This window comes from Nonomuraea sp. NPDC050383 (assembly GCF_044459125.1).
Taxonomy (GTDB): Bacteria; Actinomycetota; Actinomycetes; order Streptosporangiales; family Streptosporangiaceae; genus Nonomuraea.
Window position 1 is genome coordinate 21631 of the sequence record NZ_JBITIP010000028.1, and the last position, 20190, is coordinate 41820.

Here is a 20190-nt window from a genome sequence, read left to right on the forward strand (position 1 = left end):
ATCGAGGGCTTCCTGGACAACGCCACCGAGCGTGGCGGCCACCCTCCGGGGTGGCCGAGGATCGCAACGGCTCCGGTGGGGTACCAGGTGAGCACGTCACTCCGTGGCGGCCACCCTCCGGGGTGGCCGAGGATCGCAACCGGTGTGTCGTGCGACGATGCTCACGCGGAGCCACGTGGCGGCCACCCTCCGGGGTGGCCGAGGATCGCAACTGCGAGGTGTGCCCCAAGCGGGTCAGCGCCGTGGGGTAGCGGCCACCCTCCGGGGTGGCCGAGGATCGCAACCTCCACCGCCCCGACGTCGACCGGCTCATGCCTGAGTGGCGGCCACCCTCCGGGGTGCCGATGATCGCAACCTGCGGGCGATCCTTACAAGCGAGGGGTCACTGGTTCGAGTGGCGGCCACCCTCCGGGTGGCCGAGGAACGCAACCGCCTGGAGCTGGTGAAGCGATCGGCGCCGTCGCAGGTGGCGGCCACCCTCCGGGTGGCCGAGGATCGCAACACCGGGGCGCGTTCGGGGACGTACGGCATCCACGTGGTGGCGGCCACCCTCCGGGGTGGCTGAGGACCGCAACAGCGAGCGGCACGCGCTCGGTGAGCGCCTGCTGGTGGCGGCCACCCTCCGGGGTGGCCGAGCATCACAACGAGGGACTGTTCGCTCTGCCATATCTGGCCTTGAACGATCGCCCCCGCCGGCTGTTCAAAGCACCTGGTTGATACGGCGAACCTGCTGACTCACGCCGATCTCGATCGTATGCCGGGGAGACGAAGTGGCGCCTCGCCGTTCGAGGCTTGGACGGAGCTCTCGTGGTCCACAGCTGGTCCACAAGCAGTGAGCGCCAACGAGAACGGGCGGGGCTCCGTGAGACTGGAGACCCGCCCGTTCCTGTGTCGTTCGTCCTGGTCAGCGGCCGAAGCCGCCGGTCAGGATCGTGTGCCCCCTGTAGGATTCGAACCTACGCACCCGGCTCCGGAGGCCGGTGCTCTATCCCCTGAGCTAAGGGGGCCGAACGTGTGACAAGGCTACCAGTATTCGGCCACCACTCCGCACCACGATAAACCTCCGATCACACATCGCCGGAAAACCGCACGTGACCGCGCCACTACGGGTAGCTTTGCCGCCGTGGGTGAGGTTCTTGGGAAAGTGCTGGTCGTCGACGATGACGAGGTCATCCGTCAGCTCATCGCGGTCAACCTGAGCCTGGAAGGGTTCGACGTGTCGACCGCCACCGATGGGCAGGACTGCCTTGAGCGGGTGCTCGACGTCATGCCGGATGTGATCACGCTGGACGTGATGATGCCGTATCTCGACGGGTGGGTGACGGCGGAGCGGCTGCGAGCGGACGAGGCCACCAGTCACATCAAGGTGGTGCTGATCACCGCCCGGGCGCAGGACGACGACAAGCGGCGCGGGATGGGCATCGGGGTGGACGCCTATCTCACCAAGCCGTTCGATCCGGCAGAGCTGATCCAGGTGGTGCGGGATCTGGCCGCGCTCGCCAGAAGCTGAAGGCCCCTGGTGAGCAGGCCCCGGTAAGGGGTCAGGTCAGGAGGCCGTGGGCGCGGGCGGTGGCGGCCGCCTGCGTGCGGGTGGAGACGTCGAGCTTGCCGAGGATGTTGGAGACGTGGACGCTCACCGTCTTCTGGGCGATGAACAGCCGCTCGGCGATCTCCCTGTTGGTGAGACCCTCCGCGACCAGCGTGAGCACTTCGAGCTCGCGGGCGGTCAGCCCGCCGTTGGGTGACTCCTGCGCGGCCGAGCCGGCCCCGGCGACGGCGGTGAAGCGGGCCCGCTTGCCGAAGTCGGCCAGCACCCTCTCCAGGGGAGCGGCGCGGAGCGTGGTGGCGGTCTCCCGGGCCAGTGTCCACTCCGTCTGGGCCGCCTCCCGGTCGCCGGCGGCGAGCAGCGCCTCGGCCAGGCGCCACCGGGCGCGGGCCGTCTCGTAGACGAAGCCGTAATCGAACGCCTCCACCACGGCCCGCCACAGCTCCGGGTCGAGCCGGCCGTGGACGCGGTGCCATTCGGCCTCGACCCGCAGCGCCCACGCGCGCCCCTCAAGACCGAGCTGGCCACGCTGGCCGACCGGGCCGGACTTCACCGCGAAACGGGCCAGATCGGCCATCTCGTCGGCGTCCTCGACGACCCCGAGGTCGCCGAGCGCCCACAGGCCGACGGCGGCGATGCGCAGGATGCCCGATTCGCCGGGCTGGAGCACGTCGAGCGTCGCGCGTACGTGGGTGAGCGCCGTCTGGGGGTCGCCCTGCCACAGGGCGTGCTCGGCGGCGAGCCCGCGCGACATGTACGCCACCAGCCCGTCGGACCAGAACGGCCGCAGCCACCCGAGCCTGCTGTCCACGGCGGGCAGCCCGCGCGCCACCTCCAGGAACAGCGCGAACGACGACAGGGTGGCCTCCGGCGCGGTGCCCACCCGGGCGCCGAAGGAGGCGGCCACGGTCTCGGCCTGGTCCCACTCCCCCGCGACGTAATGGATGAGGAAGCGCAGGAACTGCAGGTCGGTGCCGTAGGTGCTCCACTTGAGCCCCGTCTCGAACGCCAGCCGGATGCCCTCGTCGGCGACCTCGGCCGCGTGGGCGAGGTAGCCCTGCTCATAGTGGATGCGGGCGTGGTGGAAGCGGGCGCGCAGGTCCATGGCGAGGTCGCCGGTGCCCTCGGCGGAGGCGACAGTGACGAGGTCGTGGGCCTTGGCGGTGTCGCCCTGCAGCTCGGCGTGGATGGCGAGGGTGAGCAGCGCGCCCACCTCGGCGTCGCGCGCCCCGGCGGCGCGGGCGACGTCGAGCGCGCGCAGGGCCAGCGCCTGGCCCTCGGCGTGCCGGGGGCCCCACGTGAGCGTGCGGGCGTGGGTGGCCAGGGCGCGGGCCAGGGCCGCATCGTCGGCCGCCGTGGCGACGGCCTGCTCGGCGGCGGCGACGGCGCCGTCCTGGTCGTCCATCTCGGACAGGTAGTAGGCGAGCCGCTCGCTGACCTCGCAGGTGGGCGGCAGGGCGCGGAGCTGGGTGATGGCCCGGTGGTTGTCCCCGCTGTCGGCGGCCATGACGGCGCTGCGGAAGGCCAGGCTCGCCCGGCTCTCGCCGGCCAGCCGCTCGGCGTCGGGCACCCGCTCCCACAGTGACAGGGCCTGGTCGTAGTGGCTGTGCGCCTCGGCCGGGGCGCCGAGCCGCTCGGCGAGCCGGCCGGCCTCGGCGGAGGCGGCCAGGGCGCCCGCGAGGTCGTGGCCGGCCAGGTGGTGGTGGGCCAGCTCGGCGGGCGCGGTGAGCAGCCGGGCGAACGCGGCGTGCAGGCGCGTGCGCTCGCCGGGCAGCAGGTCGGTGTAGACGGCCTCCTGGAGCAGGGCGTGCCGGAAGGCGTAGCCGTAGCCGTCGACGCGCAGCAGCCCGCGCGAGACGATCTCGCGTACGGCCTCCTCGAAGTCGGCGAGCGGCAGCCCGGAGACCTCGCGCAGCAGCTCGTCCTCGACGCGCCGGCCGGCCACGGCGGCGGCGCGCAGCACGCGCTGGCCCGGCTCGGACAGCACCTCGACGCGGGACAGCAGGAGGCTGGCCAGGCCTTCGGGCAGGCTGTCGCCCTCGGTCATGGCGGCGAAGAGCTCTTCGGCGTAGAACGGGTTGCCGTCGGCGCGGGTGACGATCATGCCGAGTCCCTGAGCGTCGACCCGGCCCATGGTCGCGACGTAGTCGGACATCTGGCCCGGGTCGAGCGGCCCCAGCTCCACCGCCGTGACCGTGGGCAGCCGCTTCATCTCCGCCAGCACGGAGCGCAGCGGGTGGCGCCGGTGGAGGTCGTCGGTGCGGTAGGTGCCGACCACGCAGACCCGCTCGGTCTGCACCATGCGGCTGAGGAACACCAGCAGGTCGCGGGTGGAGCGGTCGGCCCAGTGGAGGTCCTCGATGACGAAGAGCACGGGCTGGATGCCGGACAGCAGGCCGAGCAGCGAGCCGAAGAGCCGCTGCTGCGTCAGCCCGGCCGACGGGACGCTCTCCACGCCGGGCAGGAGCTGGCCGAGCAGCGGGTGGGCGGCGGCCTTCTCGCGCACCGCGGGCTCGGCGCCGCGCAGGGCGTCGGCGAGCGGGAGGTACGGCAGGGCGTCGCCGAGCTCGGCGCACTGCCCGGACAGCACGTGGAAGCCGCGCTCCCTGGCCTCGGCCACCAGCTCGGCGACCAGCCGGGTCTTGCCGATGCCCGCGTCGCCCCCGACGAGCGCGACCCCGGCGGTGCCGGCCGCGGCGGACTCGAGCACGCCGACGAGCCGTGTCAGCTCGGCACCGCGCCCCACCAGAAGACCCTTCACGGTCAGCAACTATGCCATGCCTCGCCGACACTCATTGGCCCACCGCCACCACCCGCCATTGGCCTTCTTGTCGACATAAAGCCATGTCTACGCTGATATTTCGTGATCAGTTGGTCGACGTACCTCTTCTTCACCGGCGCCTGCCTGGCCCTGGTGCTCATCCCCGGCCCCAACCACTTCTACATCGCCGCCCGCGGCCTCGCCCAGGGCAGGGCGGCGGCGCTGGCCAGCGCGTTCGGCGTGGAGACGGGCACGCTCGTGCACATCGCCGCCGCCGCGGCCGGCCTGTCGTACCTGATCACGAAGTCGGCGACGCTCTTCGGGATCGTCAAGTGGGCCGGCGTGGCCTACCTCGTCTACCTCGGCGTCCGCGCGCTCACCTCGAAGGACGAGGCGGGCGGCACGGCGCTGCGGCCGCAGCCGTTGCCCAGGGTGTTCCTCGAAGGCGTCGTGGTCAACGTGCTCAACCCCAAGGTCACGCTGTTCTTCCTGGCGCTCCTGCCGCAGTTCGTCGACGCGGACGCGGGCTCGCCGGCCCTCCAGATCGTGGTGCTCGGGGTCACGCTGCTCGCGCTGGGGCTGCTGTCGGACATCGTGTACGCGTTCACGGCCGGCGCGCTCGGCACCCGGCTGGCCCGCCGGGCCCGCACCCTGCGGTACGTCAGCGGCGTGGTGTACCTGGGGCTGGGCGTCGTCACCGCGTTCACCGGGAGAAAATGACGGCATGGCGCCCAGGAAGCAGCAGGAGATCTTCGACGCGACGCTCCGGCTGGTCGCCGAGCGCGGCTACGACGGGCTGACCGTCGAGGGGGTGGCCGAGCGGTCCGGCGTGAACAAGACGACGATCTACCGCTGGTGGCCGTCCAAGGCCGCGCTGCTCGGGGCGGCGCTGGTGGAGGCCGACGTCCTGGCGTTCGAGCCGCCGGACACGGGCAGCCTGCGGGGCGACCTGGTGGCGCTGGCCGAGGGCGTGGTGCGCCTGCTGACGCGGCCCCCCGCGCGGGACGTCGCGGTGACGGCGCTGGGCGCCGCCGTACGCCATCCGGAGCTCGACGCGCACCGGTTCTTCGCCGACCGGTTCGCCCGGGAGCGCGCGGTGTTCGAGCGGGCGGTACGGCGGGGCGAGCTGAAGGAGACGGCCGACCCGATGCTGATCGTGGACCTGCTGGCCGGGGCGGTGTGGATGCGGGCGGTGTTCCGCGGACTGCCGGTGGACGACGGCTTCGCGGAGGAGACGGTGTCGGCGGTCCTGGACGGGCTGGCGTCCCGGTGACCGGCCCGCGTCAGTGGGCCTCCGCCAGGGCGGCCGGGATCCGGTCCAGCACCGGGTGGGGCGCCAGCCCGTACGCGTAGAAGTCGACCGCCGCCGCGCCCGCCGCCTTCGCCCCGCGGGCCTTGGCCACGAGCCGGTCGGCCGAGTCGCTGTCGGGGTGGCCCGGCCGCAGCACGGCCCGCACCTCCCGGTCCTTGCCGACCGAGCGCAGGTAGGCGCCCACGTCGTCGGCCACGCGGGCCGCGTCGCGGGCGTAGGCGAGCACCCCGAAGGCCGGCACCAGGTCGCCGAGCGCGACCAGGTCGACGCCGAGCTGCCAGGCGTCGTGCGCGGCCAGCCCTGGGGTGGGCAGCCCGTCGGTGTACCCCTTAACCGCGCCGGTCGAGTCGACGAACACCAGCCGGGCCCCTTCGGCCTCCACGGCTGAGGCGACCTCGGACACCAGCGTCGTCACGGTCTCGGACCTGGCCCGCGCGTAGGCCACCACCTCGGGCCCGGCGTAGGCGGTGAGCGCGGCCCGGGTCACCTCGCCCTGCGCGGGCGCGTCGCCGTCGAGCACGCGCCCGACGATTCCGGCGCACTCCTCGCGCGCCGCCTCGGCGTTGACGCCCAGGTCCGCGGCGCGGCGCATGCAGTAGTCGCAGAAGCACAGCCCGAACAGGTACGTGTCCATCGGCCCGAGCGGCACGAACGACCGCTGCGCCCGCAGCGGGTTGAAGTGCAGCGCCTCGGCCACCACGCTCTCGACGCCGAGCCGGGCGACGGCGCGGGCCAGCGCCACGGCGTAGTCGCGCACGTCGGGGTGTCCCGGGCACAGGTCGGCGGGCGAGCCGCGGTCGCCGAAGCAGTCGCGCACGGTCACGTCCGGGTGGCGCAGGCCGAGTGTGGCGTTGCGCAGGAAGACCGTCCAGCCGTGCAGCTTCAGCCCGCGCTGCGCGCACGCCTGGGCGAGACCGGACAGGGCGTCCTGGTGGCCGGCGGGCGGCTTGAGCCGCAGCCCCGCGAACAGCTCGGGCGGCGGCGTGAAGTGGGCGGCGTCGTGGCGGACGGTCAACCGGGACAGTCCGTGCGGGGTGATGTCCTGACAGGCGTGGTGCACGGCGCCGACGGTGACGCCGGTGACGCCGTAGCCACTGATCCTGTCGAGCACCCGCTCGACGCCCTCGCCTCGGAGATCCTCGACGAAGACGTACACCGAACTGTCCACGAGCCGACCTTACAATCCTGGTTAGGCGCTCTTGTGCGCGACGAAGTCGATCTCCACAAGGATGTCCATCAAGTCCGATCCGACCGTGGTCCGCACGGGGTACGGGCGGGAGAAGTACGACTGGTACACCTCGTTGAAGGCGGCGAAGTCGCGCTTGAGCTCCTGCAGATGCACGGTCGCCTTGATCACGTCGTCGAACCCGAGCCCGTGGGTGGCCAGGATCGCCCCGAGGTTGCGCATCGTCTGGTGCGTCTGAGCAGCCACGTCGTCGCCGACGACCTCGCCGGTGTCCGGGTGCAACGGACCCGCGCCGGAGGTGTAGACGAAGTCGCCGACGACCAGACCCTGGGAGTAGGCGCCGACGGGCGCGGCGCCTTCGGTGGTCCGCAGCTCGCTCTTCATGGGTGCTCCTCAGAAGTGAGTCGTGATCTCGCCGACGATACGGTAGTCACGATCGACGACCGGCAGCACCCGCCACTTGTCGAACGCGGTGCACGGGTGCGAGATGCCGAAGGCGAGCAGGTCACCGGGGCGCAGCCCGTCGGCCTGCACGACGGTGTGCTGGTCCTGCATCCGCGTCACGGCGACGCCGCCGCGCTTGGGGACGGGCAGGCCCTCGTCGTAGGGGGCGTCGCGCTTGCCCATGCCGACGACGGCCATGCCGGGCTCGGGGACGGACAGCACGTGCGCCCAGACCTCCAGCGCGGGCCGCAGCTCGCCGTCCATGCGGTTGAACGGCGTGCGCTCGCGGTAGTAGCCGTCGTCGTGGGTGACGTAGGCGCCGCTGCGCAGCACGACGGTGGCCTTGGTGGCGACGAGCTCCCTGCCGATCACGTCGAACCACTGGCTGCCGCCGACCGAAAGGATCGGCTGCCTGAGACGCACGTGCTCGACGGCGTCCTGCAGCTTCCGCAGGTAGGCGCGGACCTCGTCGGCGCCGGCCAGCCCGCCCTCGTACCCGGCGATGCCGGCCAGCTCCACACCGTGGCTCTCCTGGACGTACCGGACGACCTCCAGCAGCTCCTCCAGCGACCGGCAGCCGGCCCGCCCGCCGGGGTGGCCCAGCTCCACCAGCACCCTGAACGGCCGGGGGCCGGCGTGCTTGGCCAGCAGGTCCACCCCGGCGGCCGAGTCCGCGAAGCTCAGCAGCTCGAAGCCGGGGTCGCGGGCCAGCTCGGCGGCGGCCCACGCCAGCCCGGCCGGGTCGACGAGCTGGTTGGCCACGATGATCCGCGAGGCGCCGAACGAGCGGGCCGCCATGGCCTGCCGCGGCGTCGCCACGGTGAGGGCCCACGCGCCCGCCTCCAGCTGCAGGGCGGCGATCTCGGGCGACATGTGCGTCTTGACGTGCGGGGCGAGCTCCATGCCGTGGTCGCGGGCGAACGCGGCCATGGTGGCGACGTTGTGCTCCAGCGCCTCACGGTGCACGACCATCAGGGGGAAGGGCAGGCCGCCGTCGAAGATCGACCGGCCTGGGGCTTGCTGCACGACGTCTCCTCTGTCCACGTTCTCGGGTGTCACGGGCGCCGCCATCAGGCGCGCAGCGCCCGGCCGGGCGTCGCGCCGGTCGGCTCGCCGCCCGCCAGCACGGGCACGCCGGACACGAGCACGTCGTCCACCCCTCCGGCGAGCGTACGGGGTGCCTCGTACGTGGCGCGGTCGGCCACCGTGGCCGGGTCGAACACCACCACGTCCGCCGCGAACCCGGCGCGCAGCAGCCCCCGGTCCACGAGCCCGAAGCGGCGCGCCGGGTGCGCGGCGAGGTGGACGGCGGCCTGCTCCCACGTCCAGTCCCCCAGCTCGCGCACGTGCCTCCCGAGGAAGCGGGCGAACGCCCCGAACCCGCGCGGATGCGGATGACCGCCCACGTAGATGGCGTCGGAGCCGCCGGTCTGGGCCGGGTGGCGGAGCATCCGCCGCACCGACTCCTCGCCCTCGGGCCCCTCGTCCGGCCGGGCCGACACGCAGCCGGCCTCCAGCCGGGTCTCGACGAGCAGGCGCCGGCAGAACTCGGCCGGCTCCACGCCCGCCCGCTCGGCGGCCTCCACCATGCTCAGGCCCTCGGCCCACTCCAGGCCGGGCGCGTGCGAGACGGTCAGCCGCGGCCAGGTCTGCGCGAGGCCGGGCCACCATGCGTCGAGCTCACCGGAGGTGAGCATCTCCAGGGCCCGGTCGGTCTCGGCGGCGGGCACGTCCGGCGGCAGCACCACCATGGCGAGGATCGTGCTGCCGCGCAGGTACGGGTACGTGTCGAAGGTCAGGTCGACCCCGGCGGCCAGCGCCTCCTCCACGAGCGGCAGCAGCACGTCCGCGGGGCCGTGCAGGTGGGAGACGTGGACGGCCGCGCCGGACCGCGCGGCGATCTCGCTCACCTCCGCCATGCCGACCCCGGCGCGGGCTCCGTAGGCGCGCATGTGGGTCACGTACGGCAGGCCGCCGAGCGGCACGCACAGCGCGGCCAGCTCCTCGGCGGAGGCGTACCGGCCGGGCAGGTACTCCAGGCCGCTGGACAGCCCGACGGCGCCCTCCGACAGGCCGCGCTCGACATGGGTGAGCATCCGGCGCAGCTCGTCCGGCGCCGGGGCGTCCGGTGAGGGGCCCATGACGTCGTAGCGGATGGTGCCGTGGGGCAGCAGGTACGCGGTGTTGAGGGCGACGGCCCGGTCGTAGGCGTCGAGCAGGCGGGCCACGCTCAGCGGGCCGCCGGCCAGGGAGCCGGGCAGGGGGCCGTTGACGGCGGCGAAGTAGCGGGCGGCGTAGGCGACGGTCCCGGCGGAGCCGGGGGCGTACGAGAGGCCGTCCTGCCCGAGGACGAACGTGGTCACGCCCTGCCGGAGCGCCGCGAGCTGCACGGACGGGTCGAAGACGGTCGCGTCGCCGTGCGCGTGGCAGTCGACGAACCCGGGCGAGACGAGCCGGCCGGTCGCGTCGATCACGGTGGCGGCGCTCGCGCCCTGAGCTCCGCCGAGCCGCCCCACGGCCGCGACCCTGTCGCCGGTGATCGCGACATCGGCCCGGTACGGCGGGGCGCCGGTGCCGTCGAGCACCCGGCCACCGCTGATGATCACATCGAAAGCCACCCAAGGATTAAACCCGATCTCCGGCTCCTCCGGCCCGGACCTCGATCGCGGATCCGTCGCCCTCACCGCGGAGGCGGGCCGGGGAGCCGGGGAGGACGTCAGTCGGACGTCCGGGAGGAGACCTGGGGGCAGGAGGTGGCAGGCCGGATCGGGTGCTCGGCGAGGAGGGCGCGGGCCTGCGCGCGGGAGAGGTTCCAGCCGTTCCACGGGTCCGGGTCCGCCAGGTCGTCGGCGGCCACCAGGTCGGCCAGCACGCAGCTGCGTTGCGGCTCGGGCAGCCGGTCGAGCGCGGGCACCGCCTCGGCCCCCAGGTCGCCCAGGTAGTCGGAGTCCAGCTTGGCCACCCCACGCACCGCCACCTGGGTCTGCGCCACCCGCAGGTCCGGGTTGACGAACGCGAAGCCGGCCAGGGCCAGCCCGGTGACCAGGACGACCGTGCGGGGCAGCCAGGCCGAGCCGCGGCCCGCCAGCCGTACCGCCCCGGCCAGCAGCACCAGCGCGAACACGGCGCCCAGCCACCACAGCGTCGCCTGCACGGACAGCCGCAGCCGGGACAGGCCGTACGCGTCGGTGTAGAGGGCGAGCCGGTGCAGCGCGGAGGCGAGCACCACCATGGTGAGCGCGCACAGCACCCCGAGCTGCCCGGCCAGCAGCCACCGCTCGCGCCGCCCGGTCCGCACCACCCCGGCCGCCACGGCGACGATGCCGAGCACGAACACGCTCACCACGACGAGCTGGAAGAACCCCTTCCTGGCGTACTCCGCGTACGTCAGCCCGGCCGTCCTCAGCACCCACGCGTTGCCGCCGAACAGCGCGGTGATCTGCACCGCGACGAACGCGGCGAACAGCAGGTTGACGGCCGTCAGCGGCAACAGCCACACGCTCCGGCTCAGTTTCAGCTTGGCCTCGGGCCCGGCCGGGTCGTTGACGGGCCGCAGCGCCACCAGCACCACGGCCGTCAGCAGCGCGCCCACGAGCGCGAACACGACGACGCGCAGCGGCAGCGTGTCGGCCCAGTCGGGGGTGGCCGTCAGGCGCCGCGCGTACGAGGCGAACACGCGGTCGGCCGACGCGAACAGCACCCCGAACACCGCCAGCAGCACCACCGTGATGCCCAGCCCGCCCAGCACCGGCAGGATCCGCCGGCGGGAGGTGAGCCGCTTCACCGGCTCCGCCAGGAACCACGGCACCGGAGGCAGCGCCAGCAGCACCGACAGCACCCCCCTGATCGCGCCGAGCCAGCCGGCCCCGGCCCCGGACACCGCCAGCGCGGCCAGCCCGGCGCCGGCCACGAGCAGCACGCCGACCAGCCAGTCGGCGTCACGCACGGCCGCCATGGCGATCAGCGTGTACGCGACCAGGGCGTACGCGCACGTCCACGGCGTCATCCGCCGCAGCACGGCGGGCATGGCCGCCGCGCCCAGCACCACCGCGACCAGGACGACACCGAGGCCGATCTGGGCCCCGGGAAGGGCCACGGCGCCGAACACTCCGGCACCGGCGGCGGCGGGCAGCAGCCAGCGCGGCGTCTCGGGCAGCTCAGGACGAGGGAAGAGCGGCGGGGGGACGTAGGCGGGAGGCGGCGCCTGGCTCCCGGAAGGCTGGGGAATCGCGGATGCGTGCCCGGAGGGCTGAGGCGTCGCGGGTGCGTGCCCGGAGGGCTGGGGCGTCGCGGATGCGTGCCCGGAAGGCGGGGGCGCTGCCGCGGGTGGCCGGCCAGGGGGCTGGGGGGCCCTGGTGCCGTACGGCGCGCTCGGGTGGGCGGCGGCGACGCCGCGCCGGGGAGTGCCGCCGATGGACGCGCCCAGCGCCCCGGCCAGGAGCGTGCACAACGCCAGCGTGGCCAGCGCGAACCCGCCGCCCACCGCGAAGCTGACGAACACGGCCGCGACCACGCCGACCATGAACCCGAGGAGCAGCCCGAGGAGGGTACCCGTGACGAGCCGCGCCAGCCTCTCCCCGGCTCCGGCTCCGGCTCCGGCCAGGGCTCCGGCTCCAGGCACGGGCACGGGGAGAGGCGCGGGCGCCGCGACCGGCCCGTCCGAGGACCCGAACGGGCCGGACGGACCGGGCGGCCCGGACACCCCGGCTCGTACGGGCTCCGGCGCGCCGGTCCCGGCCCCCGCCGGCACCGGCGCCCCGGCCTCCGCGACCGCGCCCGTCCCGCCGCCCTCGGCCGCCGGGCCGAGCACGGCACCCCCAGGAGCCGGTACGGGCGCCGCGGCCTCGAAGCCCCCCGAGGCCCGGTCCGGTCCGGTGGCGCCCCGTCTGTCCCCCATCGTGGTTCTCCCTGGCAGCTCGATGATCATGTGACAACCCGCGCCGTCCGCGATACGGACGTCGCCCCCGTGCAGTTCGACGATCTCCTTGACGATGGCCAGCCCCAGACCGGCCCCGCCGGCGTCCGCGGCGCGCGCCGCGTCCAGCCGCGAGAACCGCTCGAACACCCGCGACCGTGCCGACGCCGGGATGCCGGGCCCCTGGTCGGTGACCGTGATCCGGGCCCCGTCCCCGCGGGCGGTCCCCGCCACCGTCACCACGCCCCCGGGCGGGCTGTGCCGTACGGCGTTGTCGAGGAGGTTGGCCAGGACCTGGGCCAGCAGGTCGGGGTCGGCGCGCACCACGAGGCCGGCCGCGGCCCGCGGCACGATCCGGACGTCCTCGCGGGCCAGCGCCGCCTCCCGCACGGCCTGCTCCAGCAGCGGGGCCAGCTCGATCGGCTCCGGCTCGATGAGGCGGGCGCCGGAGTCGAGCCTGGACAGGTCGAGGAGCTGGGCCACGAGCCGCCCGAGCCGCTCGGTCTGGGCCAGGGCGGTGCGCATGGTGTCGGGGTCGGCCGCGGAGACGCCGTCCACGACGTTCTCCAGGACGGCGCGCAGGCCGGTGATGGGCGTGCGCAGCTCGTGGCTGACGTTGGCGACCAGCTCGCGCCGCTGCCGGTCCACCTCGCCGAGGTCGGCCGCCATCGCGTTGAAGGCCCTGGCCAGCTCCCCCACCTCGTCCCGCGAGGTGGCGCGGACGCTCAGGTCGTAGCGGCCCTTGGCGACGGTCTGCGCGGCGCGGGCCATCTCGCGCAGCGGCCTGGTCATGCCCATGGCCAGCAGCTGCACCATGATCAGCGCGAGCACGACGGCGACGGCGATCCGCAGCTCGCGGGACAGGCCGGAGTTGATGCCGACCTCGTTCACCACGAACGCGGTGCCGACGGCCAGCACGATCACGATGCCGAGCTTGACCTTGATCCGGCCCAGGAAGTCGAGCGGCCTCATCGGCGCACCAGGGCGTACCCGACTCCGTGGACGGTGCGGACCACGTCGGAGCCGAGCTTGCGGCGCAGCGCCCGCACGTGGCTGTCCACGGTCCGGGTGGCGGCGGCCTCGGAGAAGCCCCACACGTCCGACAGCAGCCGGTCGCGCTCGAAGACCTGCCCCGGCCGCTCGGCCAGCCGGCGCAACAGGTCGAACTCGGTCCTGGTGAGCTGCGCCTCCGTGCCGCGGACGAACACCCGGCGCGCGGCCGTGTCGATCTCGACCTCGCCGACGCGGATGACCGTGTCCTCGGCCGCGAGCTGGGTGGCGCGCTCGACCCGGCGCAGCAGCGCGTGGATCCGCGCGACCAGCTCGCGCATGCTGAACGGCTTGGTGAGGTAGTCGTCGGCGCCCACGCCGAGCCCGACGAGCACGTCGGTCTCCTCGCCGAGGGCCGTCAGCATGAGGACGGGCACGGGCCGGGCGGCCTGCATCCGGCGGCACACCTCCAGCCCGTCGAGCCCCGGCAGCAGCCGGTCGAGGATCACCAGGTCGGGCTCCGCCCTGCCGTACTCGGTCAGGGCCGTCTCCCCGTCCCCGGCCACGCGGACGTCGAAGCCCTCCGCCGCCAGCCGGTCGCGGACGGCCCGCCCGATCGTCTCGTCGTCCTCGACCAGGAGGACCCGTCGCCGCTCTGCCACGGACGAAAGCCTAGGAGTAGCCCGTGCAGACAGCACTCCCTGAAACGTGCACATCCGGTGCAGACCCCCCGCCCGGTCGGAGCTGTTCATACCCGGCTCACCGGGATGATGGCCGGGGGCGCCGCCTGGCCGCTATCGTCCACCTCGGGATGGGAGAGACCACGAGGCTCGCGGGGCGCTACCGGCTGCTGAACCCCCTCGGCGGGGGCGCCGTCCGGCTGGCCTTCGACGAGCCGGCGCACCGCGACGTCGTCGTCCGCGAGGTGCGCGTGCCGCCGGCACTGCTGGACCGGGCCGTGCGCGACGCCCAGCGGGTCGCGGGCCTGCGGCACGGCTGCCTCGTGCCCACCGTGGACGTGGTCGCCATGCACGACGCGGTCTGGGTGGTCATGGAGTTCGTCTCCGGGGCGTCACTGGAGCGGACCGTCATGGCGCGCGGCCCCCTGCCCGCGACGCAGGCCGCCCGGGCCGGGGTGTGCGCGATGGCGGCGCTGTCGGCGGCGCACGCGGCGGGGATCGTGCACGGCCGGGTCAATCCGGGCAACGTGCTGCTCACGCCGACCGGCCGGGCGCTGCTGACGGGGTTCGGGCTGCCGCAGCCGGAGCTGCGGCCCTCGGCCGACCTGTGGTCGCTGGCGGCCACGCTGCACTTCGCCGTCGAGGGCAGGCCGCCGGGCGCGACCCCGGCCCCGGGCACCGACCCGCTGCGGTCGCTGATCCGCGCCATGCTGGACCCGGCCGGGCCTCCCCCGGCCGAGGAGACGGCCGAGACGCTGCTGAGCCTGGCCGTGGACGGGTCCCCTTAGAGCACGATGTCCGAACGATTTGCGATACATCGCGATTCGGAACCCCGATGCGCCCCCACTCGTTGGACCGGCGACGCAGAATATGTGGAAGAGGCGGGGCGCGCGCTCCGCGTTCGGAGGATGTAGGGGATGTCGCCAGTCCAGAAGTACGCCATCGGTGCCGGCGCCGCCGTGCTGCTCTCGCTGATCTTCCTGCCGGGGTGGCTCACGTTGCTGGTCGTCCTGGGCGTGGTGGCCGCCCCGGTGGTCGGCTACCTGATGCTCGACCCCTCGCAGCGGGAGAGGCTCAAGCGCGCCCGCAGGCGCGGCATCGGCCACTGAGCCGGCCCGGCGCGGGCGGCGGGGGTCTCAGGCCCCCGCCGCCGGAGCCGCGGCGAGCTGCGCGTGCACCCGGTGGGTGACGCGCCGTTCCACGAAGAACGACAGGAACGGCACGGTACCGCCGAGCATGATCCCCAGCATGTACGGCCAGCCCCACCGGGCCTTCATGCCCAGGTTCATGACCGTGACCAGGTAGATCATGTAGAGGAAGCCGTGGATGGGCGCCACGAACTTCGAGATGCCCTCGATGCCGAACCCGTACCTCAGCACCATGGCCGCGCACAGGATGAGCAGCATCACGCCGACGCAGTAGGCGAGCACCCGGAAAGGCTTCAGAGCCGATTCCACCGTTTCAACCTTCCAGAACCATCTCAGGGGACTTGCGGTGTTCCCGGTCCGTACGCACGGCGTCGCGGACGAAGTGGAACCACATGAACACGGCGAACCCGGCGAAGATCCACCAGTTGGCGGCGTAGGCGAGGTTGCGCCACGTGAGGGTGCCGCCGACGACCGGCGGCGCGATCTTGACCTGCGTGAGCGCGCCCGACGGGGGCTGGGCGACCAGGAAGCCGTCACGGAGCTTACGGCCGGTCCACACGTTGATGAGCTGGCCCGTCGACACGGTGTCGACCTGCCCCGCGGGCAGCTCGTCGGGCCTGCTCTGCACGCTGTCGGTGCCCTGTGACGGCCGGAGCCGGCCGGCCACGGTGACCTGGCCGGTCGGCACGGCCATGGCCGGGCCGCCGGGCCGGGCCGTCCAGCCGCGGACGACCGGCATCAGCGTGCCGTCGTCGAGGCGGAGCGGCGTGAGCACCCAGTAGCCCCGGTCGCGGGAGACCTTGCCGCCGGGCGCGTCCACGTCGGGCTCGCGGTCGACGACGAGAAGCTGGAGCGAGGCGTCGTAGACGCCGGTCGCGGTGACGCGCCGACCGGCCGACATGCCGTCCATCTGCGCGCCGACCCGGGCGAGCGTGGTGACGGAGACGGGGGCGGGATCGTGGGCGACGTGCGGCTTGCCGGACTCCTGGAAAACCCCGAGCTGCCAGCGGCCGAGCAGGATGAAGGACACGAGGACCGCCACCGTCAACAGGTGGAGCCCCAGCATGCGGGGCGAGAGCACGGTCCTGAGCATGCTTCAACGCTATCCGGCGATGGGACCGGTCCCGTACTCAGGCTGCCTACCGATCGCGTAAAAGGCGCAAAATGCCGCAGGTGATCCCGCTAGGCTGCTGCCCATGTCTGAGCAGCACCAGCAGCCCATCGACCCGGCGGGCACCACGCAGCAGTTCCGTGCCTTCGCGCAGCGCTCCGAGCAGGAGGCCGCCCCCGCGCCCAAGAAGTCCCCTCTCGTACCGATCATCGCGGTGGTCGCGGCCATCGTGGTCATCGGCGTCGCCGCCTTCCTGCTCCTGCGCTAGCCCGGCGGCTCTCCCGCACGGCGCCGACGGCCGGCCGACGACGACGGCCCTCGGCGCATTTCGCGCGCCCGCGAGCACTTCGCCGGCCCGCGGCGACAGGACGGGGGCAGCCGGCTTCGAGCCCCGGGCGCGGAAGGTGACCCCCCCGCGCCCGCGAGCTGATCCGCTAGTCGGCCGGCCGGACGACCAGGGCGCTGCCGCCGCCCCGCCTGACCGGCTCGGCCACCGCCTTCACCCTGCCCTTCCCGGTGAACTCCAGCGCGGTCGCCGCGCCGATCTCGGCCACGCTCGCGAAGCTGTGTCTGCGGGCCTCCAGCTCGGCCTGGTGGGCCTGCAGGAAGGCGGGCTCGGCCTGCGTCTGCGCGGTGTTGCGCTGCGAGGCGCGGGGCGCGGCCACGGCCTCGGGCAGGCTCATCCCCCACACGTACCGGTTGAGCAGGATCTGCAGCACAGTCGTGATGATCGTCGCGCCGCCGGGCGAGCCCACCGCCATGATCGGCTCGCCGTCGTCGAACACGATCGTGGGCGCCATCGACGAGCGCGGGCGCTTGCCCGGGCCGGGCAGATTGGGGTCGCCGGGGGCGGGGCCGAAGGTGAAGTCGGTCAGCTCGTTGTTGAGCAGCACGCCCCGGCCCGGCACCACGATGCCGTTGCCGCCGGTGGACTCGATCGTCAGGTTGTAGGCGACGACGTTGCCCCAGCGGTCGGCCACGACCAGGTGCGTGGTCTCCGGCCCCTCGGCGGCGGTCGGCGTGGACGTGCCTTCGGGGCTCGCGCACGCCTGGTAGTCGCCGTCCGGGGCGCCGGGGGCGACCGGCGAGGTCATCGCCAGCGGGCCGACGAGGCAGGCGCGCTCCTTGGCGAAGCCGTCGGACAGCAGCTGCTTCAGCGGCACTCCGGGGATGTCGCCGACGTACTTGTTGCGGTCGGCGAAGGCCAGCCGGGACGCCTCCAGGTACTCGTGCAGGCCGGTGTCCGGCAGCGCGTCCACGATGTTGAGCGCCTCGCCCACGGTCGAGCCGCCGGAGGAGGGGGGTGCCATGCCGTACACGCGCAGGCCCCTGAAGTCCACGCGCGTCGGCTCGCGCAGCAGCGCCCGGTAGTCCCGCAGGTCCGACAGCTCCATCAGGCCGGGGCGGACCTTGCGGGTGACCCCGGAGGCGACGGGCGGCTGCTTGACGGTGGCGACGACCTCCTTGCCGAGCTGCCCGCCGTACAGCCAGTCGGGGCCGCGTCTGCCCAGCTCACGGTAGGTGGCGGCCAGATCCGGGTTCCGGAAGACGGAGCCGACGGGCGGTGGCGCGCCGTTCGGCAGGTAGAGGGCGGCGGTGGAGGTGATGTCCTTGAACCTGGCCAGGTTGGCCTGGGTCTGGTCGAAGAACGTCTGGTCGACGACGAAGCCCTGGGACGCCACCTCGATGGCCGGCTTGAGCGCCTGCTTGAGCGAGATCGTGCCGAACCGGCGCAGCGCCAGGTCCCACTGGGCGACCGCGCCGGGCACGCCCGCCGACAGGCCGCTCGTGACGCCCTCCTCGAACGGGATGCCCTCGAACGTCGTCGGGGTCATGGCCCTGGGCGCGGTCTCGCGGCCGTCGATGGTGTGCACCTTGTGGTGCTCGGCGTCGTAGAACACGATGAAGCCGCCGCCCGTCAGGCCGGCGGAGTACGGCTCGGTGACGCCGAGCACCGCGCCGGCCGCCACGGCGGCGTCGACGGCGTTGCCGCCCTTCTTGAGCACGGCGATGGCGGCCCGGCTCGCGTCGAGGTCGACGGTGGAGACGGCCCCGCCGTACCCCTCGGCGACGGGCGTCTTGCGGGGGGCTGTGGAGGTGGCTCTGGAGTCGATGGTCGGAGTTGCGGTGGCCAGCGCGGGCACGGCAGTGACCAGCGTGATGACGATCGCTGCTGCTGGAGCTATCACACGGCGCATGCTCTCCACGATGGCCCAGGTACGCCCGTCGCGGTAGGGCCCCCTCCCCCGGTGGACGGACGCGGGCGGCGGACCGGGTGCCCTAGCGTGGATCCCGTGCGCAAGTCGTCCGAATACGCCCCCTTGCTCGGGCTCGTCGTCGCGGTGGCCCAGGTGGTGATGTCACAGGGGGCGGCGTACGGGCAGATGGACACCAGGAAACCGCTGGACGCGCTGGCGTACGCGCTGCTGCTGGCGGGGCCGGCGGCGCTGGTGGTCCACCGCAGGTTCCTCGTCCCGTCGTCCGTCGTCGTCCTGGCCGCGACCTACGCGTACACGTGGCTCGACTACCCGCTCGGCCCCGTCTACCTGGCGCCGACGATCGTCCTGTTCACCCTGGTCCTGCGCGGACGGCGGCCGGCGGCGTGGACCCTGGCCGCGATCACGCTGGTGGTGTTCCTGGCGTACGGGCACCTGGGCTCCGCCCGCTGGCCGGGCCTCTTCCACGACCTGGCCATCACCGCGTTCATCCTGCTCGTCATGGTGGTCGCCGAGCTGGTCGGCATCGTGCGCGAACGCCGCGCCCAGCAGCAGCGCGCGGCCGAGGAGGAGGCCAGGCGGCAGGCCAGCGAGGAGCGCCTGACCATGGCGCAGGAGCTGCACGACGTGCTGGCGCACAACATCTCGCTCATCCACGTGCAGGCGTCGACCGCGCTGCACCTCATCGACGACAACCCAGACCAGGCCCGCACCGCGCTGGCCACGATCAAGACCGCCTCCAAGGAGGTGCTCGGCGAGCTGCGCTCCGTGCTCAACGTGCTGCGCGAGGGCGCGCCGCGCTCCCCCACGGCCGGGCTCGACCGGATCGACGAGCTGGCCGGGCGCTGCGGGCTCGACGTCACGGTGCGCCGCGAGGGGGCCAGGCCGCTGCCGCCGCAGGTGGATCGGGCGGCGTACCGGATCGTGCAGGAGTCGCTCACCAACGTCGCGCGGCACGCTCCCGGCGCGCGGGTGACGGTCCGGCTGGAGTACGGCGCGAGCGAGCTGGCGCTCACGGTCACCGACACCGGCGCGACGACGGCCCCGGTGCTGTCGGCCCACGGCAGCGGCAACGGCATCCCCGGCATGCGCGAGCGCGCCGCCGCCCTGGGCGGCACCCTGGCCGCCGGCCCGTCCGGCACCGGCTTCCAGGTCTCCGCCCGCCTCCCCATCCCCCCGCTCCCCGACCCGACTCCCTCCGAGGACACGTGATGATCCGCCTGCTGCTGGCCGACGATCAGGCGCTGGTGCGCGCCGGCTTCCGCGCGCTGCTGGACGCCCAGCCCGACATGACCGTGGTGGCCGAGGCAGCCGACGGCGCGGAGGCGGTGCGGCTCTCGGCCGAGCACCGGCCCGACGTGGTGCTCATGGACATCCGCATGCCCGGCACCGACGGGCTGACCGCCACCCGCCAGATGCCGGAGGGGCCGCGCGTCATCATCCTGACGACGTTCGAGCTGGACGAGTACGTCTTCGAGGCGCTGCGCGGCGGCGCCAGCGGCTTCCTCGTCAAGGACACGGAGCCGGCGGAGCTCATCCAGGCGGTCCGGGTGGTGGCGGCGGGCGAGGCCCTGCTGTCGCCCAGCGTGACGCGGCGTCTCATCGCGGAGTACGCCTCGCGCGCCAAGGAGCCGATGGCGACGGAGCGGCTGCGCCAGCTCACGGACCGGGAGCGCGAGGTGCTGGCACTGGTGGGGACCGGCATGACCAACGACGAGATCGCGGCCAAGCTCTTCATGTCCCCGGCCACCGCCAAGACCCACGTGAGCCGCGCCATGATGAAACTCGGCGCCCGCGACCGGGCCCAGCTCGTCGTCATCTCGTACGAGTCGGGCCTGGTCCGACCGGGCTGGATCTGACAGTCAGCCCAAATCCAGTTAG

The 20190-nt window shown here is 73.7% G+C and carries 18 protein-coding genes, 1 tRNA gene and 1 CRISPR repeat array (1 of these 20 only partly in view); of the genes, 8 read left to right on the plus strand and 11 right to left on the minus strand.

Annotated elements, in window-relative coordinates; all coding sequences use genetic code 11:
* Positions 1-646: direct repeats of the CRISPR family, unit length 37 nt; unit sequence GTGGCGGCCACCCTCCGGGGTGGCCGAGGATCGCAAC; it begins 772 nt to the left of the window's first position.
* Positions 647-935: 289 nt separating this feature from the next.
* Positions 936-1007 (minus strand) — tRNA-Arg (locus ACIBG4_RS39735).
* Between the two features lie 137 nt (positions 1008-1144).
* Here ACIBG4_RS39735 and ACIBG4_RS39740 point away from each other — a divergent pair.
* The gene (locus ACIBG4_RS39740) at positions 1145-1510 is read left to right on the plus strand and encodes a response regulator transcription factor (RefSeq protein ID WP_397207477.1); all 366 of its coding nucleotides are present in this window, start codon (positions 1145-1147) and stop codon (positions 1508-1510) included.
* Between the two features lie 31 nt (positions 1511-1541).
* Here the strand turns inward: ACIBG4_RS39740 and ACIBG4_RS39745 are convergent, their stop codons facing one another.
* Entirely contained in the window at positions 1542-4307 is a 2766-nt protein-coding gene (locus tag ACIBG4_RS39745; protein ID WP_397207479.1) for an AAA family ATPase, read from the minus strand.
* 102 nt (positions 4308-4409) lie between these two features.
* On the opposite strand from ACIBG4_RS39745, the gene ACIBG4_RS39750 reads away from it, so the two are divergent.
* Complete coding sequence (locus tag ACIBG4_RS39750; RefSeq protein WP_355438991.1) at positions 4410-5027, plus strand: LysE family translocator; 618 nt, start codon at positions 4410-4412, stop codon at positions 5025-5027.
* Positions 5028-5031: 4 nt separating this feature from the next.
* Entirely contained in the window at positions 5032-5580 is a 549-nt protein-coding gene (locus ACIBG4_RS39755) for a TetR/AcrR family transcriptional regulator (RefSeq protein WP_397207481.1), read from the plus strand.
* A 10-nt stretch (positions 5581-5590) separates the two neighbouring features.
* Here ACIBG4_RS39755 and ACIBG4_RS39760 read toward each other — a convergent pair whose 3' ends face one another.
* The 6 genes from ACIBG4_RS39760 to ACIBG4_RS39785 form a co-directional block, all read right to left on the minus strand.
* Entirely contained in the window at positions 5591-6787 is a 1197-nt protein-coding gene (locus ACIBG4_RS39760; RefSeq protein ID WP_310709464.1) for a hypothetical protein, read from the minus strand.
* Positions 6788-6808: 21 nt separating this feature from the next.
* A complete protein-coding gene (locus ACIBG4_RS39765; protein WP_397207483.1) occupies positions 6809-7189 on the minus strand; it encodes a RidA family protein in 381 nt (126 codons plus the stop codon).
* Positions 7190-7198: 9 nt separating this feature from the next.
* Complete coding sequence (locus ACIBG4_RS39770; protein ID WP_397207485.1) at positions 7199-8275, minus strand: alanine racemase; 1077 nt, start codon at positions 8273-8275, stop codon at positions 7199-7201.
* A 44-nt stretch (positions 8276-8319) separates the two neighbouring features.
* Positions 8320-9867, minus strand: coding sequence for an amidohydrolase family protein (locus tag ACIBG4_RS39775; protein WP_397207487.1), 1548 nt, complete (start codon positions 9865-9867; stop codon positions 8320-8322).
* A gap of 98 nt (positions 9868-9965) precedes the next feature.
* Entirely contained in the window at positions 9966-13136 is a 3171-nt protein-coding gene (locus ACIBG4_RS39780) for a DUF4153 domain-containing protein (RefSeq protein ID WP_397207489.1), read from the minus strand.
* Positions 13133-13816, minus strand: a complete 684-nt coding sequence (locus ACIBG4_RS39785) for a response regulator transcription factor (RefSeq protein ID WP_310709469.1) — start codon at positions 13814-13816, stop codon at positions 13133-13135. The genes ACIBG4_RS39780 and ACIBG4_RS39785 overlap by 4 nt, the downstream gene beginning before the upstream one ends.
* Positions 13817-13965: 149 nt before the next feature.
* On the opposite strand from ACIBG4_RS39785, the gene ACIBG4_RS39790 reads away from it, so the two are divergent.
* On the plus strand, positions 13966-14622 hold the full coding sequence (locus ACIBG4_RS39790; RefSeq protein ID WP_397207491.1) for a protein kinase: 657 nt from the start codon (positions 13966-13968) through the stop codon (positions 14620-14622).
* A 129-nt stretch (positions 14623-14751) separates the two neighbouring features.
* Positions 14752-14943, plus strand: a complete 192-nt coding sequence (locus tag ACIBG4_RS39795) for a hypothetical protein (protein WP_310709471.1) — start codon at positions 14752-14754, stop codon at positions 14941-14943.
* Positions 14944-14970: 27 nt separating this feature from the next.
* Here the strand turns inward: ACIBG4_RS39795 and ACIBG4_RS39800 are convergent, their stop codons facing one another.
* Entirely contained in the window at positions 14971-15291 is a 321-nt protein-coding gene (locus tag ACIBG4_RS39800; RefSeq protein ID WP_310709472.1) for a DUF3817 domain-containing protein, read from the minus strand.
* Between the two features lie 4 nt (positions 15292-15295).
* Positions 15296-16075 carry an SURF1 family protein gene (locus ACIBG4_RS39805; RefSeq protein ID WP_397207493.1) on the minus strand — a complete coding sequence of 260 codons (780 nt, stop codon included), beginning with the start codon at positions 16073-16075 and terminating at the stop codon, positions 15296-15298.
* 103 nt (positions 16076-16178) lie between these two features.
* On the opposite strand from ACIBG4_RS39805, the gene ACIBG4_RS39810 reads away from it, so the two are divergent.
* Positions 16179-16361, plus strand: coding sequence for a hypothetical protein (locus ACIBG4_RS39810; RefSeq protein ID WP_310709474.1), 183 nt, complete (start codon positions 16179-16181; stop codon positions 16359-16361).
* 166 nt (positions 16362-16527) lie between these two features.
* Here the strand turns inward: ACIBG4_RS39810 and ACIBG4_RS39815 are convergent, their stop codons facing one another.
* A complete protein-coding gene (locus ACIBG4_RS39815; RefSeq protein WP_310709475.1) occupies positions 16528-18291 on the minus strand; it encodes a gamma-glutamyltransferase family protein in 1764 nt (587 codons plus the stop codon).
* A gap of 96 nt (positions 18292-18387) precedes the next feature.
* Between ACIBG4_RS39815 and ACIBG4_RS39820 the strand changes: the two genes are divergently transcribed.
* Both ACIBG4_RS39820 and ACIBG4_RS39825 read left to right on the plus strand, forming a co-directional pair.
* Positions 18388-19521 (plus strand): sensor histidine kinase, encoded by a 1134-nt coding sequence (locus tag ACIBG4_RS39820; RefSeq protein WP_397207496.1) that lies wholly within the window; start codon positions 18388-18390, stop codon positions 19519-19521.
* Complete coding sequence (locus ACIBG4_RS39825; RefSeq protein ID WP_397207498.1) at positions 19521-20168, plus strand: response regulator; 648 nt, start codon at positions 19521-19523, stop codon at positions 20166-20168. Before ACIBG4_RS39820 ends, ACIBG4_RS39825 begins: the two co-directional genes overlap by 1 nt.
* The last annotated feature ends 22 nt before the right edge of the window (positions 20169-20190 follow it).

What these genes read in the sequence shown, in the direction of transcription:
- ACIBG4_RS39825 (WP_397207498.1), top strand. Translation starts at nt 19,521, where the DNA reads ATGATCCGCCTGCTGCTGGCCGACGATCAGGCGCTGGTGCGCGCCGGC.
- ACIBG4_RS39795 (WP_310709471.1), top strand. Translation starts at nt 14,752, where the DNA reads ATGTCGCCAGTCCAGAAGTACGCCATCGGTGCCGGCGCCGCCGTGCTG.
- ACIBG4_RS39805 (WP_397207493.1), bottom strand. Translation starts at nt 16,075, where the DNA reads ATGCTCAGGACCGTGCTCTCGCCCCGCATGCTGGGGCTCCACCTGTTG.
- ACIBG4_RS39780 (WP_397207489.1), bottom strand. Translation starts at nt 13,136, where the DNA reads ATGAGGCCGCTCGACTTCCTGGGCCGGATCAAGGTCAAGCTCGGCATC.
- ACIBG4_RS39790 (WP_397207491.1), top strand. Translation starts at nt 13,966, where the DNA reads ATGGGAGAGACCACGAGGCTCGCGGGGCGCTACCGGCTGCTGAACCCC.
- ACIBG4_RS39755 (WP_397207481.1), top strand. Translation starts at nt 5,032, where the DNA reads ATGGCGCCCAGGAAGCAGCAGGAGATCTTCGACGCGACGCTCCGGCTG.
- ACIBG4_RS39810 (WP_310709474.1), top strand. Translation starts at nt 16,179, where the DNA reads ATGTCTGAGCAGCACCAGCAGCCCATCGACCCGGCGGGCACCACGCAG.
- ACIBG4_RS39815 (WP_310709475.1), bottom strand. Translation starts at nt 18,291, where the DNA reads ATGCGCCGTGTGATAGCTCCAGCAGCAGCGATCGTCATCACGCTGGTC.
- ACIBG4_RS39765 (WP_397207483.1), bottom strand. Translation starts at nt 7,189, where the DNA reads ATGAAGAGCGAGCTGCGGACCACCGAAGGCGCCGCGCCCGTCGGCGCC.